Raw genomic sequence first — 17,075 nt, forward strand, 5'->3', positions numbered from 1 at the left:
CGAAGCTGTCGTTTTTGGTGCTGCTTTACATAGGGTTACTTGTGGGAAAAACAACCATTATTGCTATTGCCGGTCCGTCGGCGTCAGGGAAAAGCCTTTTTGCTTCAACGGTTTATCAGGAGCTTGTGGCAGAGCTTGGCGGTGAGCGAATTTCTGTGTTGTCAGAAGACGCTTATTACCGTGATCAAAGTCATTTGCAGCTTGAACAGCGCGTTCTCACCAATTATGACCACCCTAGTGCGTTTGAACATGAACTTTTAGCAGAACATTTGCGCCAGCTGCGCGCAGGTAACGCTGTGGCAATGCCGCAGTACAGCTACAAAGAGCATACTCGTTTACAAGAGACCATTACCGTCACGCCCGCGCGTGTTATTTTGGTTGAAGGCATTTTGTTGTTGTGTGACCCGCAATTACGTGAGCAGTTTGATATTTCAGTATTTATGGACACGCCTCTCGATATTTGTCTACTGCGTCGTATCAACCGAGATATCGAAAAACGCGGCCGCTCGCTCAGTTCAATTACTGAGCAATACGAGCAATATGTTCGTCCGGCATTTTTTGAGTTTATTTTTCCATCGAAGCAGTTTGCCGACTTAGTCGTCACTCGCGGTGGACAGAACGAAATCGCCATCGATATTATTAAAACAAAAATTCGACAGTTATTGGCAGAGTAGTGGTAAGCTCGGTCACTCAGAAACAGAATAAGAACGACCTAAAGGATAAGAATGCATGATTAGCCTGATTGGAATGGCCGTGTTGCTATTAGTGGCCTTCGGATTTTCGACGGCCCGGAAAAATATTCGTTGGCGCACGGTAGGCTTTGCTTTTGCTCTGCAAGCAGGCTTAGGCGCTTTCGTATTGTATGTGCCAGTAGGGCAGGAAATCCTTGGGAATATTGCCTTTGGCGTTGCTGCGGTGATTGATTTTGCCGGTGCGGGCATCTCGTTTTTATTCGGTGACTTAGGGAATTACTCACAAGGCTTTATTTTTGCCATTCACGTGCTTTCCGTCATTATCTTTTTCTCAGCATTAATCTCTGTTCTGTACCACATTGGCATTATGACCAAAGTTATTAACCTGATTGGTGGTGCGCTTCAAAAGCTGCTCGGTACCAGCCGTCCAGAGTCGATGTCTGCGGCAGCAAATATTTTCGTCGGCCAGACCGAAGCACCGTTAGTTGTGCGGCCATTTATTCCGAATATGACTCGCTCTGAGTTATTTGCGGTTATGGTTGGTGGTTTGGCGTCTATTGCTGGTTCAGTTTTGGCAGGCTATGCAGGCCTCGGTATTGAGCTGAAGTACCTAATTGCTGCATGCTTTATGGCTGCACCAGGTGCACTTCTGATGGCAAAAATTATTGTCCCAGAAACCGAAGAACCAAATAACGAACTTTCCCATGTACCGACTGAAGAGCGTCGTGCCAATGTGATTGACGCTGCCGCATCGGGCGCTTCGAGCGGTATGCAGTTGGCGCTTAACGTGGGTGCCATGTTGCTCGCGTTTGTGGCCTTAATTGCCATGATCAACGGTATTCTCGGTTGGCTTGGTGGCTTCGTCGGTAATGAAGACCTGACCATGCAGCTTATCTTTGGCTTCATTTTCCAACCATTGGCTTTCATCATGGGTATTCCATGGGAAGAAGCACAAGTTGCTGGTAGTTTTATTGGTCAAAAATTGGTCATCAATGAGTTTGTTGCTTACCTCGATTTTGCTCAGTACAAAGATCAAATGAGCATGCAAAGCCAAGTTATTATCACGTTTATGTTGTGCGGTTTTGCTAACTTCTCCTCGATCGCAATTCTTCTTGGTGGCTTAGGCGGTATGGCTCCGTCGCGGCGCAAAGACATTGCTACCCTCGGCATGCGTGCGCTCCTCGCGGCAACTCTTGCCAACCTCATGAGTGCCTGTATTGCAGGCTTCTTCTTTGCCTTGGCGTCGTAATCGACGCCATTTGGCATAGCTCTTGTACTGCTGACATTTCTATACATTTGGTCTAGTGCAGGGCATTCCTCTTTTTGCGATAATATTGCGTAAATCTGAACGTATTGCGGTGAACTTGCGTACATAGCAGGTCTAACAAACACACCGAAGTAGAATGGAGTAGAACCATGAAACGAATGCACCAGCCGCTGATGTTATTAGCAATGGCCCTGTGCTTGTTGATCGCACCGGCAATGCAGACCGTGCAAGCTGAGGAAATTGACACCTCGAACCCGTTCAAGTTGCTCGAGCAAGTGTCTGAGCGCATGACCAAGCGGATCGCTGAAGAGCGCGAAACCATCGAGGCCAACCCAAATTACCTGCGTGAGATTATGGCTCAAGAGTTGTTGCCTTATTCGGATTATCAATTCGCTGCACGCGCAGTAATGGCACGCAATTGGGGACGCTTAAATGAGCAGCAGCAAAATGACTTCGTTGCGGCTTTTCGTGATTACCTCGTAACCACTTATGCTCGCGTATTTACCCAGTATGATGAAAACAAACATCGGATTGTTTTTGCGCCGGCAGGTAATTTTGAAAATGAGCGTCGCGTTACTGTGCGTGCGCAATTGATTGAAGAAGGTGGTCGCCCGCCAATTCGTATTGAATTCCAAATGCAGCGTCGTAATCCGCAAGCACCGTGGATGGCTTTTGATCTCGTTGCTGAAGGTGTGAGCATGCTTAACGCACAACGCTCTGAAATGGAAGCTTCACTGCGCCAGAACGGCATTGAAGGTACAATTCAATTGTTGCGCGACCGTGCAGCGGTAGAAATCGACCTCAATGAAGACTTAGACGTTTCTGACTTTACGAGCTAGTCGCCGTACCACATTTCGAATTCTATCCCAACATGCCACGAGCCACGTCTGCGTTCAATCAACTCCTGACGTGGCCAGTGCATGCCGGTCCAAACCTCAAAATACAGCCAGTCACGCTTAAAACGACTACGGTGTATTAATCGAAAACCATAATCGCGCACGGGCACTTCAGCTTTAGTTTCACCGCGGTAAAAAATCTCTGTGGCAACCGCACGTTCTTCGGCATAGACATGGTAGAGCGACGCGCTTGATCCCCAGCGGTAACCGTCGATGCGCTCGGCTCGTGTGACGTCAACTGCATAACGTGACAACCAAGCAGGGTCGGGACTAAATTCCCAGTCAAGGCCTTGATACACGCCAAAACCGTCGCTATCGCGCCAAAACAGACTAGTTCGCGACCGCAATTGCTGATGGTCGGTCAGTCGCTGTTGGTAAATGTAACGTCCTTGGGTATACAGGTCGCCTTTCAGCCCGCGGCGTACGCCCGCACTAAAACTTAAACGATTGGTTTCGCCTTGATTTGGGTTAAAACCGAGACCAAGAATCCACTCCTCGTCGCCTTGTACCGAACTGAAAATGGATGAGCGGCGGTAATTTGGTTCGCCGAAGCTATAGTCGTCCACACTGGTGCGCCCAACGATTGCTGAAAAACGATTCTTGGTGTTGGGCAAGGGCACTTCAACGCGCAGACTAGATCCTAATTTGAAGCCCTCATATTCGCTCCACTGCGGCTCTATGGACAATCGACCTTGCGCGCGACCGGTTTCATCGAAGCTGCGGTTATCGCCAAAGAAATTGTCAAACCAGCGCGCAGTGCCATCGACAGAGTATTCGACACCGGATTTGAGCGAGTCTAACCAAGATAACTCAAGCTCTGGCTCGTCGTCTTCTTGGTTTTTTTTGGGGTCGTCCTTTTGTTCTTTTTCGCTCGCAGATTGCTGGCGCTGTTCCGTATCAGGAACCCGCTCAGCATGTGCGGCAGCGACACTTAGCGGGTGCATACTGACAACACAGGCACTGAATAGCCAAATTATTTGCACAGCTTTCATTCCATGTTTCACATCTATGTGAGTTGAAGTTTTAGATTGCCCGAATCCTGACGCAAGGTCTAGATAGGGCTTATCGATTTTCTCGTAAAGTTTTTGCTAAAGACTCTATGTTACAATTCGAGCAATTTTGTCTCGTTCAAGCGTTAAAGCTGAGGCAAGTATCGCTTTTGAATTAAATGTAGCAGTAATTTTGTAAGGATGATGGAATGACCAAACATTATGACTATTTAAGTATTGGTGCCGGCAGCGGTGGTATTGCCTCAGCCAATCGAGCAGCAATTCGCGGCGCAAAGGCCGCCGTAATTGAAGCCAAGGCCGTTGGTGGTACCTGCGTGAACGTGGGTTGCGTGCCGAAGAAAGTCATGTGGTACGGTGCTCACATTGCTGAAGCGATTAAATACAGTAGCGCTTATGGATTTCAGCTCGAACAAAATGGTTTTGACTGGGCGACTTTGGTGAAGAACCGCGAAGCGTACATTGAACGAATTCACGGTGCTTATCATCGCGGCTTTGCGGGTAACCAAGTTGAGTACATTGAAGGGTTTGCAAAGTTTGTTGGCCCTAATGCAGTGGAAGTGAATGGTGAGCGTATTACTGCTGACCATATCACGATTGCTGTGGGCGGGCGGCCGACCATTCCAGCGGTGCCGGGAGCAGAGCATGGAATTGATTCTGACGGCTTCTTTGCGCTGACCGAACAACCAAAGAAAGCGGTTGTCGTGGGTGCTGGCTATATCGCGGTGGAAATCGCTGGCGTTTTGAGTGCATTAGGCACGGACACCCATTTACTCGTGCGTCAAGACCGGCCATTACGTAGCTTTGACCGCGATATTATCGACACCTTAATGGGTTTAATGGAGCGTCACGGACCGACCGTTCACGGTTTCTCCGAAGTTAAGGAAGTGCGCAAGAATGACAATGGCACGTTAACGGTTGTGACTGTGAATAATGAACAGCTCACCGATGTTGACTGCTTAATCTGGGCAATTGGTCGAGAGCCAGCAACCGATAAGATTGGGCTCGAAGCGGCTGGTGTAACAACCGATGAGTATGGCTTTATTCGTACCGACAAATACCAAAATACTAACGTTGATGGTATTTATGCAGTCGGTGATATTACCGGTGAAGCACAGTTGACACCAGTTGCAATCAAGGCCGGTCGGATGCTTGCTGAGCGACTCTTCAATCCAGAAATGCCAGACGCTCATATGGATTACAGCCTGATTCCGACTATTGTGTTCAGTCACCCAGCGATCGGGACGGTTGGCTTAACGGAAGTTGAAGCTGTTGAACAGTACGGCGAAGAGCAAGTAAAAGTCTATAAGTCAGGCTTTGCGGCTATGTATAACGCTATTACACCGTATCGTGAACTGAGTCACTTCAAGCTCGTTTGTGTTGGTGAGGATGAAAAAGTAGTGGGCTTGCATGGCATTGGTGAAGGTATGGATGAGATCCTTCAAGGCTTTGCCGTGGCGATTAAAATGGGAGCTACCAAAGCCGATTTTGATGCAACTGTGGCATTGCATCCGACCAGCGCTGAAGAGTTTGTGACTATGCGTTAAGTTGCATCGATGCAGCACCATGCATCGTCCGGCAAAACGCAAATGCTATAAAAAACCGGCACTTATGTGCCGGTTTTGTTTTTGCTTGCTTTAGCGGGTTGCTTGATTAGCGTAAATCAAAACGATCCGCTTCCATCACTTTGTTCCAAGCTTTGACGAAGTCATTCACAAACTTCTCTTTCGAGTCGTCCTGTGCATACACCTCAGCAATCGCACGAAGCTGTGAGTTCGAGCCAAAGAGTAAGTCGATACGTGTGCCTTTCCACTTCTCTTTGCCAGTTGCCCGGTCAATACCAACGTACTCAGAACCGTCGTTCGATGCAGCTTTCCACTCAGTACCGAGGTCGGTTAAGTTAACAAAGAAATCGTTGGTTAATGTGCCTGGTTTGTCGGTAAAGACACCATGCTTTGAACCTTTGTAGTTGGCGTCAAGTACTCGTAAACCACCAACAAGCACGGTCATTTCTGGTGCAGTTAAGGTCAACAGTTGCGCACGATCAATCAGCATTTCTTCGTCTGATACCGTAAAGCGTTTCGGCAAGTAGTTGCGGAAGCCGTCTGCTTCTGGTTTCAGCACGTCAAATGACTCAGCATCGGTTTGCTCGTCAGTTGCGTCAGTGCGGCCAGGATTAAATGGTACGGTAATATTGAAACCAGCATCTTTCGCTGCTTTCTCAATTGCCGCAGCACCACCAAGCACAATCAGGTCTGCAAGCGAGACTTTCTTATTACCGCTTTGCTTGCTGTTAAATGCCGATTGAATACCTTCCAATTTCGCCAGAACCTTTTTCAACTGTTCAGGCTGATTTACGTCCCAATCTTTCTGTGGCGCAAGGCGAATCCGAGCACCGTTTGCACCACCACGAGCATCCGAACCACGGAAGGTCGATGCCGATGACCAAGCGGTGTAAACTAGCTCAGAAATACCGAGGCCTGAGCTCAGTAGCTCCGCTTTTAGTGCCTTGATATCCGCTGCGTTGATTAAATCATGGTCAACAGCTGGTACTGGATCTTGCCAAATTAAATCTTCTGCCGGAACTTCTGGGCCTAAATAGCGTGATTTTGGACCCATGTCGCGGTGAGTTAACTTAAACCAAGCACGAGCAAACGCATCGGCAAACTCGTCTGGGTTTTTGTGGAAATGCTCAGAAATCTTGCGATATTCAGGATCCAATTTCATCGACATATCAGCAGTTGTCATCATCAGACCAACACGCTTTGTTTCGTCGGCTGCATCAGGCGCATGATGATCTTTCGCTAACTGCTTCGGTGCCCATTGGTAAGCGCCAGCTGGGCTCTTTACGAGTTCCCAGTCGTAGCCGAATAACACGTCGAAATAAGTGTTATCCCATTTCGTTGGCGTTGGAGTCCAAGCGCCCTCGATTCCACTGGTAATCGTGTCAGCACCTTTACCGCTCTTATAAGTGCTTAGCCAACCCAAGCCTTGCGCTTCAATCGGTGCAGCTTCAGGCTCTGGACCAACGTGCTTAGCATCGCCAGCACCGTGTGCTTTACCGAAAGTGTGTCCACCTGCAGTTAGTGCTACCGTCTCGTAGTCGTTCATCGCCATACGCTTAAAGGTTTCGCGCACGTCTTTACCTGACCCAAGTGGATCTGGATTGCCGTCAGGACCTTCTGGGTTGACATAAATAAGACCCATTTGCACGGCAGCAAGCGGATTTTCAAGGTCGCGCTCACCTGAGTAACGACTATTCTCTTTGTCACTGGTGGCTAGCCATTCAGTTTCAGCACCCCAGTAGATGTCTTCTTCTGGTTCCCAAATGTCTTCGCGACCACCGCCGAAACCGAAGGTTTTAAAGCCCATCGACTCAAGTGCTACGTTACCAGTTAAAATAAAGAGGTCAGCCCATGATAGTTTGTTGCCATACTTCTTTTTCACTGGCCACAGTAAACGACGAGCCTTATCGAGGTTACCGTTATCTGGCCAGCTATTGAGCGGAGCAAATCGTTGGTTACCGGTTGCAGCACCACCGCGGCCGTCACCCATACGGTAAGTTCCCGCTGCGTGCCATGCCATCCGAATCATGAATGGGCCATAATGACCATAGTCCGCAGGCCACCAGTCTTGTGACGTTGTTAAAACTTCTTCGATATCTTTTTTAACAGCGGCGAGGTCGAGCGACTTGAAGGCTTCGCGATAGTTAAAATCTTCGCCAAGGGGATTCGACTTTTTGTCGTTTTGATGCAGGATCTTCAGATTTAATTGATTCGGCCACCAGTCTTGATTTTTGGTACCCGCGCCACCCATGCTTGTGCTAGCACCGTGCATGACTGGGCATTTGCCTGAACTTTTATTCTCACTCATGATCTTCCTCCAAAAATGGACGTCCTGAAAAAATTACACCTATAGGTATAGCAACAGGTTCTAGTTCTCACAAACTTATAGAATCGTTTGCGTTAATAGATTTTCTCTATCAATAGCAAGAACTTGTATTAAACAGACGTTTTAAAGGTTCAGCAAGATAAGTACCTACCAATAGTCTGCGACAAAAAGCCGCCTGATTCGGCGGCTTGTGCATATCGTTAATACCAACGATTATTTCTGGATTGAGTGCTATGGCATCTCAAAAGCAATAGCAACTTGATAGTCACGCCCTTGATGGCGTGGGTCAAAACGCCAGCGCTTCAGTGCATCGACCGCGGCGTCATGGAAAATTTCGTTTGAGCGTGACACTTCCACCCAAATGTTTTCGGTTGTGCCTTCATTGGTGATATCGAAGCGTAGCTGAACCATGCCTTCTAGCCCTTGCTCAACAGCCTCAGCAGGATAGCGCGGATTAACCCGGACGATCGGGGTCGGTGTTGGGCGTTCGACCGCTTCAGCGGCTGTGGTTGTAAATTGCTCGGTAGTTGCTGGATTAAATAAAAATAACCAGGTTGCTGCCGCAGTAATCAGCACAGCAACAAGCGGCCACGAACTGTAGCCTTTCTGGCTAGCGAGATGTTGTAAACGTTGTTTCATGGGATGAGCTCCATATTGATTAAGGTGCGGTGTGCCAAATGTGAAAGCGATTTGGCTAGGTTGGTAATTTGTCAGGCTACTTGCAAGCAAGGCCTGTCCGTAGGTTTTCGTATCGTCGGGGTTACGCGCGAGAATGACAGCGTCGCAAGCGAGTTCTTGGTCTTGCCGGTAGTGGCGATAGGCTAACCACGCGAGTGGATTAAACCAGTTGGCTGCTAACAGGATGTACGCAAGAAGATTAAAATGAAGGTCGCCTCGCTGCCAATGCAGACGCTCATGTTCGATAATCAGCTCTTGTTGGCGCGGCGAAAAACGCTGCTGAAAATCGACTGGCAGCAGCAATTTTGGCCGCCACAAGCCAATAATAGCGGGTGAGCTAATTTGATTCAGCTGACACGCCTGTAACGGCAGGTTTTGTGCTGTCTCAATGTTGTTGTTTGCACGCAGACGCCGGTAAAAGATCAGCGTTGTCGTCAGCATCCAAGCGATGAGCGCAAGTGTGCCAATTGCCCAAATCCACACCCCTAAATAGGACTGCGTGGCAATGTAGCTATCAGCATTTTGCACAACGCCCGGTGTCACACTAAATTGTAACGGCACCAACTCCTGCACTGGCATGCGCGGTAGCCACGGGATTAAGGCGGCGATTGGAACCGCGAACCATAAACTATACTGAACCCGCGGCCCGAGTACACGTAAGACGGGCCCCCGGCAAAGAAGCAATACGGCACAGGCTATGGCGACTAACCAAAGGCTGGTTGTTATTGAGTTAATCATTGTTTGTCCTCGAGTTTAGCGATCAATGACTTGAGTTCATCGATATCACTGTCGCTCAGCTTTCCTTTCTCAGCAAAGTGAGCGACGAGGGGCGTGACCTTGCCAGCAAACAGCCGTTGCACGAAACTTTGACTTGCTTGTTGCTGATAGGCTTGCTGCGAAACTGCAGGCGAGTACAGGTAGCTGCGACCTTGTTTGGTAAAGGTTATCGCTTGCTTTTGGGTTAACCGATTCAGCATGGTTTTGATGGTTTTCTCATGCCAATCAAACTCTTGCTGCAATTGCGCAACAATTTCCTGAGCAGATTGTGGCGAGTGTTTCCACAATACTTGCATGACATGTAATTCTGCATTGCTTACTTCAACCATGAACAACTCCGATTACAATTGTAATTTATCTATTGATTACATATGTAATTCTTTGAGTCAAGGTATTTTTTATACAAGGTCTTTAAATTTATCTAGAATTAATTAACAATCAGGTAACAAACTGGGGCTAACACCAGACTAAAGGAGCTTACTGTGAAGAAATTTTCGACCTTGGTGACAGCGACTGCGTTAGCAGTTGGCCTATTAACCGTGCAAGTCACGGACGTTCGTGCCGAACAAGAGCGAGGCACTATGCTCGAGGCTGTTAGTGCTCTTGCGAATCAAGAGTTTGCTGCTGCCTATAATCAATTTCGTAAGTTTCTTGATCTGGGTAGTCCAGACGCTGCCTACAACCTAGGCTTACTTGCGATTGAAGGAGCAGGTACTGAGTACGACCCAGTTAAATCGCTGGCTTTTTTTAAGGCTGCAGAATTATGGGGGCATCCTGGCGCCGCTTCGATTGCCGAACAAATCGAGCCGCACTTGAACGCCGAAGAGCTTGCTGAAGTGAGTGCGCAGGTTGCGCAACTACAAGCGGCTGTGATTGTTCCGTTCGATGCTGAACAATGGCCGCGTCGTGACTTCCAACTACCAGCACCGACTCGCCGAAATGCTCCGGATTACCCAGCGCAAGCCGCTCGTCAAGGTATTCAAAGTTGGTTAGATTTGCTGCAAATTACCGCGCCAAATGGCCGAGTGATTACTTCAGTACCAGTAAATACAGTTCATCCGGGTATTTTCCGTAGTTTCAAGCGTACTGAAGGCAGCTGGCGCTTTGAGCGTGGCGAGCAAGTGCTGGTGCGCGCAGTGCGGTTAACATTCTCGCTTGACGATGAAGCGCAATTCATTCAAGACATGAAAAACGAATATATTCGTGTTTTACCGCTTGCGACCGCAGGTATTGCTCAGAACCAATTCTTTTTGGCCAATTTAGCAGCTTTAGCACAAGACAATAACTACGACGCGCCCGAGCTGCGCAGTGTCGATGTGCAAATGTGGCTTGAGCGTGCGGCGCGCGGTGGGCATGTCCAAGCGCAGCGTTATTTAGCAATGCGCTATGGTCGTAAAGAATGGGCTGATCATTTAATTGCTCGTGACGACCTCATTACACAAACCTATTACGGCATGCAAATGTATACTTATGGTGGTACTGCTGAAGTGCGGGCAGAAGGAGAGCGCCTAGTGCGCGATGCCTCTTCACGCGGCGAAGCCCATGCGCGGGAAATTATCCGTCACCTGTAATGGAAGATCTCGTCTGATAAAAAAGGCCGCTGCTTGATGCAGCGGCCTTTGTACTTTTAGTCGTTAATGTGTGTATTTACTCACTGATGCGCGGAGCGGGAATTTCTAAACCTGACTGAAATAAGGTTAAGCTTGTTGCTGGCCCTTCAGCAGGCAAGGTAAATTCCATCTCAATTCCTATTTCCGCGTTGTAAACCCGGCTTGCGCTTTCTGGATACACTGGGAATGCACCTTGTCCAGTTGCTTGCGCAAGTAACTGTTCGCCTTCGAGGCGCAAGGTAATCACAAAGCCCGGTTGTAACTCATAGGCGCCCAGTAGGCGCTGCAGCTGCTCGGCTGAAAGTTCTGCGCGTTGACGAGTTGAGACTTGGTCGCTAACGCGCTCGGCAAACTCAGGTATTGCGCTGTTCACTTGGAAAAAATTTACCCCACTGACAGCGCCATCATCCGCTAGCACCATTGTAAAATAGGCTAATGAGCCATCGAGAACAAACGTGGTTTCGCTAATCGGCTGCGCTCGGCTGGCAGTGCCGCCTTGGCGCTGGCTGTATAGCTGACCATCACGAACCTGCAAAGTGCGCTGTGTCGTTGCATTTATCTGATAGGTGCCGTGGTAGCGTTCTAGGGTTTCCACCGGTAACTCGATGCGGTCTTCTTCAATGGGGAATGGCTGCCCTGCCGCGTACGCTGCTAAGCGGTAGGCAAGTGTTGCTGGCATGGGTTGATGACCCGCAAAATTGCTTAAAAAAACGACAGACACCTGTGCGTCCGGTAACCAAACGGCTGAAGTATTAAAGCCATGAATACCGCCATCATGACTGATCATCGGCATGCCAGCTAAAGAGCCTACGAGTAACCCGTAACCATATTCACCGGTGATTTCGTCTTCACGAATCATGGCTGCATAGCTTTCTGGCTGTAAGACTTCACCTTGGTGCAGCGCTCGTTGCCAACGGTCGACTTCTAGCGCTGTGGCTTTTAGCGCTCCTGCTGCGTGTGGCTGGCTAAGGCTGATCCAAGGCGCATTGACAACGCCTTGCTCGGTATCAATTTGGTAACCACGGGCACGATGACGCAGAATCGGCTCACTGCCAAAATAGCGTGTTTGCTCAACACCAATTGGCGCCAGCAAAGCCTCGGCAATATACTCGTCCCATGCGTTGCCACTTAACTTTTCAATAATTGCCCCTAACAAAACATAGCCGGAATTGTTGTATCGGAACGCAGTCCCAGCTGGGAAGTCGGGCTCGAGGTCCATAAATGTTTCGAGCAGATCTGCGGTGCTGACATGGCGGCGCATCGGGTCGCCGGTGACGTACCCAGGTATATTGGTGTAGCTCGGTATGCCTGAACTGTGATTGAGCAATTGGTGAATGGTGACGTGCTTATAACGGCTTTCAGGCCAAAACTTTTCTAAAGTATCATCCAGCGCTAAATGACCTTCTTCGATCAGTTTCATGATAGCTGCCGCCGTGTATTGCTTGGTCACCGACGCCAGTCGCATGATACTGTGTTCGCTCAGCGGTACCGCCATCTCCATGTCGGCCATACCGACTGCACCGGAGAAGAGGATTTCATTCTGCCGCGAAACGACAACGGTTGCGCCAGGCATGTCGGCACTGTAGATCGACTCAAGAACCGTTTGATAGTGGTTCGTCGATTGGGTGTCCGTTGCAGATTTTGGCGATTCCGCTTGGTTACAAGCAGTCAGTGTCATGAGTGCTGCCAAAGCACAGAAAGTGGCTCGAGCTAGGAAAAGTTTCATATCCTTACCTGTATGAAGTTGTTTTTGTTTTAGATAAACGCAACTATTGTTTTAGATAAACGCAACTATAGCGAAATTATTCCAGTCTGCGTATTTTTCCAAATGAATTGTTTTCATTAGGAAATTTGAATGTTTAATAGATTTCCGTATGATGCAAAGTTCATCACATCAATGCAGTTGTAAAAGGAGTCATGCATGCGCTTAAATTCTTGGGGTATCGGAGTTGTTGCTGCGAGCACTTTCATGTTTAACCAGACGCTCGCCGAGAGCTTACCGAAGCCTATCGAGATGCTTGCTCAGCAGGGACTAACCATCGTTGATACCTTTGAAGCTCCGGGTGGGCTTGTCGGTTATGCAGCGCGTTTTCAAGGCCAAGCCATCGCTCTCTATTTAACCCCAGACGGGGAACATGTACTTATTGGTAACTTGTTGAATCTTGCTGGTGAAGATATCGCAGCAGAACCCTTGTATCAGGCTGTGATTGGTCCTGAACAGGAACGTGCTTGGAATTTGATGGCCAATGCTAAATTAGTGCAAGACGGCGATGTTAATGCACCGCGGGTGATTTACACGGTTACCGACCCAAATTGTCCGTATTGTCATCGTTTCCGCGAAGCGGCACAGCCTTGGATAGATGCCGGGTTAGTTCAATTGCGGCACTTAATGGTCGGAATTATTCGTGAAGAAAGCCTTACCCAAGCAGCCGCAATTATGGGGGCACCGGATCCGACGGCGGCGTTAGAACAACATTTAGCGCGTTTAAACCGCGGTGGCATCGAAGCGACGCCGCGTTTTGTGCGAATTGGTAATGACGTCATTCGTGATAATCACCGCATTATTCGCGAACTCGGTATTAGCGCCACACCTGTGGTGTACTACCGAGACAATAATAATCATGTCCAAGTGATTCGAGGTATGCCGCAACCGAACATGTTGGAGGCGGTATTTGGGCCGCGTCCATAGTCTTTTCGTCACGACAAAAACAGCAGCCTAGGGCTGCTGTTTTTGTATGCGCTCGTGGGTTGCGGGAACAGTTAACAGTGCGGCGCTGCCATACCATTGTGTCATGCGTAATTTAAACACACCTTTTTGAATCGCAGGGTCACGAGCGGCCAACGCTTGTGCTTCTTGCACATCGCTGGTTGCAAATAAATAGAGCCCGCGGAGATCACCGCCATTCACAAAAGGGCCAGCTAGAACGAGATGACCCTCATTAGCGAGTTGATTAATAGTTGCCATGTGCCCACGCTGCAATTGCATGCGCTCTTCTTGACTCAGACCGGTTGCATCGCCGGTTTCCAAAAAAGCGAGAACGTAAAGCCGCATGCCATAGTCGTCGGCCCCTAGCTCAGCAGCCAGTTGCTCGTCATATCCGTTTGTCATACTGTCTTTCGATACGGTGCTCTTGGTAGACGTTTCCTGAGCGGAAATGCTTGCGCAAAAAAATAGCAGTAAGGCTAACATGGCTTTGATTGTGAAATGCCTAGTTCCTGTGAATGCCATAGGTTTCCTCGAGGTGGTTGCGGGTGATATTGTACAATTGTAGTGTAGTTCGCTATGTTAGCACAGAAGCAGTAACACAGAATTAACAATTGGAGGTTAAGTTGGACTCCTCACTAGGCAGAAATATCTGCCATAGGAGTGGAAGCCTAAACTGACTGGCACGCAGTATTCACTTCTTCTCTCAATAACAAGAAAATGGAGAAGAACCATGGCTTTACGTACTATTAAAATTCTACTCGTCGCAGCAATTGGCTTCATGTGTTTGTTTTACGCCTTGCAGAACATCGCCAACTTAGATGCCGCACACGGTTTTGTTGCAGCGGTCTTTAGCAACGCTGGACATGAGATCTATCCCAATACCTTCTTTTTTGCGATTGAATCATCGGTCATTGTTTGGATTTGCCTCATCTTGATTATCACCCTTGAAGCGCTCGCCGGAATTGTGGCGCTTGCAGGTGCATTTGCAATGTTGCGTGCACGGCGTGAGGAGGCCAGTCTATTTAATGAGTCGAAATACTTTGCGTATCTGGGCGCTGGTATCGCACTGTTGGTTTGGTTTGGATTATTTACAGTTCTCGGCGGTGCGTTCTTTCAAATGTGGCAAACGCCGCTTGGGGGTGGGTCGCTAGAAGGCTCATTTCAATATTTAGGCTCTATTGCGCTAGTCACCTTATTTGTTAGTATGCCGGACCATTAGTAGTTTTTAGCTGCCGAGGTTGCTATGCCTCGGTAGCTTTTTACGGAGCCGAGATGAAGACCTATCTAGATTTAAAGAGTTGGAATCGCCAAGCACACTTCGAGTTTTATCGACATTTTGACGAGCCATTCTTTGGCCTCTGCGTCGACATTGATTGTGGTCGCGTATTGCAATGGTGTAAGGCGCAAAATCAGTCATTTTACCTGTTTTACGTGCATAAAATTGCTCAAGTGGTGAATGAGATAGAATCGTTTCGCTATCGACTTGAAGGTGAGCAGGTTGCGGTTTACGACGAGGTGGCAATGGGGGCGACAGTCGACCGAGCCGACGGTAGCTTTGGTTTTTCGTTCATTCCTTTTGTGCAAGACTTCCATGAGTTTGCTCGCGGTGCTGAAGCTGAATTTGCCCGGGTGCGGGCACGAACAGACCTAGAGCCTTCGAATGGTACCGACAATGTTATTCACTTTTCAGCTGTTCCATGGGTGAAATTTACCGCCTTAAGCCATGCTCGGCGTTTCTCGACAAGCGATAGCTGTCCAAAAATATCGGTCGGCAAGGTCACCAAGGTTCCAGCTTTTGATGCTGCTGGAGACCTAGTACAGAAACAAGTAATGCCGGTTTCAGTGCATGGTCACCATGCCTTGATGGATGGCGCTGATATTGCTCGTTTTATGCACCGGCTGGAAGTGCTATTTGCGGAAGTTTAAGGCAGCTAGCTCGAAAAAAAGGGCTGCAATTGTTTCGCAGCCCTTTTTTATATCGTTATTTCACTCGAAGGGTCGCCTTAAGTAGGTCGACTTAATGCGCCTGAGTTACCACTGTGCGTTGTGAAATACGCGCTGAACGTCGTCACAATCTTCGAGCATATCGAGGAATTTTTCCATCATAGGTAAATCCTCAGCCGGCAAGTCCATCATGGTTTGTGGTACGAATTGAATTTCGTCGACTTCAAATTCAATACCCTCAAAGGCGCTTAAGAGTGCTTGCTTGGTTTTCGCATACTCAGTATTCGGTGCGAATACAGTAATTTTTCCGTCTTCAGCTTCAACGTCTGTGACGTCTACATCGGCTTCCATGAGCGCTTCGAGCACTGCGTCCTCGTCGTCACCGGCAAACTTGAAAATCGAGCAATGATCAAACATGTGAGCAACCGAGCCCGGCGCACCAAGTTTGGTTTTGGTTTTGGTGAAACAGTTGCGCACTTCACCAACTGTTCGATTTGGATTGTCAGTTAAGCACTCAACGATAACCATGCAGTTGCCAGGACCAAATCCTTCGTAACGGGCAGGAGAATAGTCTTCGCCGCCGACGCCAGACGCTTTGTCGAGCGCATTCTGGATCACGTGGGCTGGTACTTGGTCTTTGCGGGCGCGGTCAATTAAACCCCGTAATGACAAGTTCGCTGCGGGGTCAGTACCACCACTTTTCGCGACTACATAAATTTCACGACCATATTTGCTGTAAATTCGGCTTTTTGTCGTAGCTGTTTTGGCAATCGAATCTTTTCGGTTTTGAAACGCGCGACCCATAATTAAATCCTGTCTAACAATGAATGTGCTTGCGCCGAAGCGGTGGCATTGCTGTTGATCGATGTTGTTGAGCAATGTCGTTGAGCAATGCCGTCAATTTATCATGACTTACCCGAGCAAGGCTAAATTTTAAGTGGTCAGAATTCTACCGTTGCTTGCGCCAGATTCCTAATATTTTGTGTTGATTTTCAACCTCAGCCACTATTCAAGCGACCCGCCTATTGCATATAATTCCGCCACTTCAACATTTGCCGACCGGCAACATGCTTGATGTTCAATGGTTTCTGTCGTTGGGTATTGAGTGTAATTACATGAGTGCAACTAATCCGTGTGTAACGTGTGGCGCCTGCTGCGCGAATTTTCGTGTGTCTTTTTATTGGGCTGAAGGCAATGACGCCCCAAATGGCTATGTTCCGGCAGAGCTCACCGAGCAAATCAATTCATTTTATCGTTGTATGCGCGGAACCAATAGTTCGACCCCTCGTTGTGTCGCCTTACAAGGCGACATTGGCGGCGTCGTGGGTTGTTCGATTTATGGTGACCGACCGAGTCCGTGTCGTGATTTTGCTATCAGTTTAGATGGGTCGAATCCAGCCTGTGATCGAGCGCGCGCTAAATATGGTATGGCACCTTTGATTACTATTCAGGAAGTGGCTTAATTGACGTTTGTGTAATTTTGATTTGAAAACTTACAAGACTCAGCTATTGTTCATTAAATGATATGCTGAGCATGAAATTAAATCATCTTGGATTCTCGTCACTTGAGCGCAACTGAGGGTTTACCCCTTGTTGTCAGACCAGT

General features: G+C 48.4%; 16 protein-coding genes. 9 read left to right on the forward strand and 7 right to left on the reverse strand.

The window, feature by feature from the left end; all coding sequences use genetic code 11:
- The first annotated feature begins 41 nt into the window (after positions 1–41).
- From udk to CWE06_RS06500, 3 genes are all read left to right on the forward strand, one after another.
- Positions 42–674 (forward strand): uridine kinase, encoded by a 633-nt coding sequence (gene udk / locus CWE06_RS06490; protein WP_126792356.1) that lies wholly within the window; start codon positions 42–44, stop codon positions 672–674.
- 55 nt (positions 675–729) lie between these two features.
- Complete coding sequence (locus CWE06_RS06495) at positions 730–1,941, forward strand: NupC/NupG family nucleoside CNT transporter (protein ID WP_126792358.1); 1,212 nt, start codon at positions 730–732, stop codon at positions 1,939–1,941.
- Between the two features lie 167 nt (positions 1,942–2,108).
- Entirely contained in the window at positions 2,109–2,798 is a 690-nt protein-coding gene (locus CWE06_RS06500) for an MlaC/ttg2D family ABC transporter substrate-binding protein (protein WP_126792360.1), read from the forward strand.
- Here CWE06_RS06500 and CWE06_RS06505 read toward each other — a convergent pair.
- Positions 2,795–3,838 (reverse strand): hypothetical protein, encoded by a 1,044-nt coding sequence (locus CWE06_RS06505; protein WP_126792362.1) that lies wholly within the window; start codon positions 3,836–3,838, stop codon positions 2,795–2,797. The genes CWE06_RS06500 and CWE06_RS06505 overlap by 4 nt on opposite strands.
- A gap of 215 nt (positions 3,839–4,053) precedes the next feature.
- On the opposite strand from CWE06_RS06505, the gene gorA reads away from it, so the two are divergent.
- On the forward strand, positions 4,054–5,409 hold the full coding sequence (gene gorA / locus CWE06_RS06510; RefSeq protein ID WP_126792363.1) for a glutathione-disulfide reductase: 1,356 nt from the start codon (positions 4,054–4,056) through the stop codon (positions 5,407–5,409).
- 106 nt (positions 5,410–5,515) lie between these two features.
- On the opposite strand, the gene katG is transcribed toward gorA, so the two are convergent.
- From katG to CWE06_RS06525, 3 genes are all read right to left on the reverse strand, one after another.
- A complete protein-coding gene (gene katG, locus CWE06_RS06515) occupies positions 5,516–7,735 on the reverse strand; it encodes a catalase/peroxidase HPI (RefSeq protein ID WP_126792365.1) in 2,220 nt (739 codons plus the stop codon).
- A 249-nt stretch (positions 7,736–7,984) separates the two neighbouring features.
- On the reverse strand, positions 7,985–9,169 hold the full coding sequence (locus tag CWE06_RS06520; RefSeq protein WP_126792367.1) for a TonB family protein: 1,185 nt from the start codon (positions 9,167–9,169) through the stop codon (positions 7,985–7,987).
- Positions 9,166–9,537 (reverse strand): BlaI/MecI/CopY family transcriptional regulator, encoded by a 372-nt coding sequence (locus CWE06_RS06525; protein ID WP_126792369.1) that lies wholly within the window; start codon positions 9,535–9,537, stop codon positions 9,166–9,168. Before CWE06_RS06525 ends, CWE06_RS06520 begins: the two co-directional genes overlap by 4 nt.
- Before the next feature lie 153 nt (positions 9,538–9,690).
- Here CWE06_RS06525 and CWE06_RS06530 point away from each other — a divergent pair, with 153 nt between their 5' ends.
- Positions 9,691–10,779 carry an SEL1-like repeat protein gene (locus CWE06_RS06530; protein ID WP_126792371.1) on the forward strand — a complete coding sequence of 363 codons (1,089 nt, stop codon included), beginning with the start codon at positions 9,691–9,693 and terminating at the stop codon, positions 10,777–10,779.
- A gap of 76 nt (positions 10,780–10,855) precedes the next feature.
- Here the strand turns inward: CWE06_RS06530 and CWE06_RS06535 are convergent, their stop codons facing one another.
- On the reverse strand, positions 10,856–12,544 hold the full coding sequence (locus CWE06_RS06535) for a serine hydrolase domain-containing protein (protein ID WP_126792373.1): 1,689 nt from the start codon (positions 12,542–12,544) through the stop codon (positions 10,856–10,858).
- A 195-nt stretch (positions 12,545–12,739) separates the two neighbouring features.
- Here CWE06_RS06535 and dsbG point away from each other — a divergent pair, with 195 nt between their 5' ends.
- On the forward strand, positions 12,740–13,507 hold the full coding sequence (gene dsbG, locus CWE06_RS06540; RefSeq protein ID WP_126792375.1) for a thiol:disulfide interchange protein DsbG: 768 nt from the start codon (positions 12,740–12,742) through the stop codon (positions 13,505–13,507).
- 27 nt (positions 13,508–13,534) lie between these two features.
- On the opposite strand, the gene CWE06_RS06545 is transcribed toward dsbG, so the two are convergent.
- Positions 13,535–13,927, reverse strand: coding sequence for a YciI family protein (locus CWE06_RS06545; protein ID WP_157981149.1), 393 nt, complete (start codon positions 13,925–13,927; stop codon positions 13,535–13,537).
- A 328-nt stretch (positions 13,928–14,255) separates the two neighbouring features.
- Between CWE06_RS06545 and CWE06_RS06550 the strand changes: the two genes are divergently transcribed.
- Together CWE06_RS06550 and CWE06_RS06555 are read left to right on the forward strand one after the other, a co-directional pair.
- A complete protein-coding gene (locus CWE06_RS06550) occupies positions 14,256–14,744 on the forward strand; it encodes a DUF2165 domain-containing protein (protein WP_126792379.1) in 489 nt (162 codons plus the stop codon).
- Positions 14,745–14,797: 53 nt separating this feature from the next.
- Entirely contained in the window at positions 14,798–15,451 is a 654-nt protein-coding gene (locus CWE06_RS06555; protein WP_126792381.1) for a CatA-like O-acetyltransferase, read from the forward strand.
- A gap of 105 nt (positions 15,452–15,556) precedes the next feature.
- Here CWE06_RS06555 and CWE06_RS06560 read toward each other — a convergent pair whose 3' ends face one another.
- Positions 15,557–16,273 carry a YebC/PmpR family DNA-binding transcriptional regulator gene (locus tag CWE06_RS06560; protein WP_126792383.1) on the reverse strand — a complete coding sequence of 239 codons (717 nt, stop codon included), beginning with the start codon at positions 16,271–16,273 and terminating at the stop codon, positions 15,557–15,559.
- Positions 16,274–16,584: 311 nt separating this feature from the next.
- On the opposite strand from CWE06_RS06560, the gene CWE06_RS06565 reads away from it, so the two are divergent.
- Positions 16,585–16,932, forward strand: a complete 348-nt coding sequence (locus CWE06_RS06565) for a YkgJ family cysteine cluster protein (RefSeq protein WP_126792385.1) — start codon at positions 16,585–16,587, stop codon at positions 16,930–16,932.
- Positions 16,933–17,075: the final 143 nt, after the last annotated feature.

The organism is Aliidiomarina haloalkalitolerans (assembly GCF_003987315.1).
GTDB lineage: Bacteria > Pseudomonadota > Gammaproteobacteria > Enterobacterales > Alteromonadaceae > Aliidiomarina > Aliidiomarina haloalkalitolerans.

Coding starts and splice junctions, on each gene's coding strand:
- CWE06_RS06555 (WP_126792381.1), top strand. CDS start 14,798: ATGAAGACCTATCTAGATTTAAAGAGTTGGAATCGCCAAGCACACTTC.
- CWE06_RS06550 (WP_126792379.1), top strand. CDS start 14,256: ATGGCTTTACGTACTATTAAAATTCTACTCGTCGCAGCAATTGGCTTC.
- CWE06_RS06565 (WP_126792385.1), top strand. CDS start 16,585: ATGAGTGCAACTAATCCGTGTGTAACGTGTGGCGCCTGCTGCGCGAAT.
- katG (WP_126792365.1), bottom strand. CDS start 7,735: ATGAGTGAGAATAAAAGTTCAGGCAAATGCCCAGTCATGCACGGTGCT.
- CWE06_RS06545 (WP_157981149.1), bottom strand. CDS start 13,927: ATGACAAACGGATATGACGAGCAACTGGCTGCTGAGCTAGGGGCCGAC.
- CWE06_RS06525 (WP_126792369.1), bottom strand. CDS start 9,537: ATGGTTGAAGTAAGCAATGCAGAATTACATGTCATGCAAGTATTGTGG.
- CWE06_RS06560 (WP_126792383.1), bottom strand. CDS start 16,273: ATGGGTCGCGCGTTTCAAAACCGAAAAGATTCGATTGCCAAAACAGCT.
- dsbG (WP_126792375.1), top strand. CDS start 12,740: ATGCGCTTAAATTCTTGGGGTATCGGAGTTGTTGCTGCGAGCACTTTC.
- CWE06_RS06535 (WP_126792373.1), bottom strand. CDS start 12,544: ATGAAACTTTTCCTAGCTCGAGCCACTTTCTGTGCTTTGGCAGCACTC.
- CWE06_RS06495 (WP_126792358.1), top strand. CDS start 730: ATGATTAGCCTGATTGGAATGGCCGTGTTGCTATTAGTGGCCTTCGGA.
- gorA (WP_126792363.1), top strand. CDS start 4,054: ATGACCAAACATTATGACTATTTAAGTATTGGTGCCGGCAGCGGTGGT.
- CWE06_RS06520 (WP_126792367.1), bottom strand. CDS start 9,169: ATGATTAACTCAATAACAACCAGCCTTTGGTTAGTCGCCATAGCCTGT.
- CWE06_RS06500 (WP_126792360.1), top strand. CDS start 2,109: ATGAAACGAATGCACCAGCCGCTGATGTTATTAGCAATGGCCCTGTGC.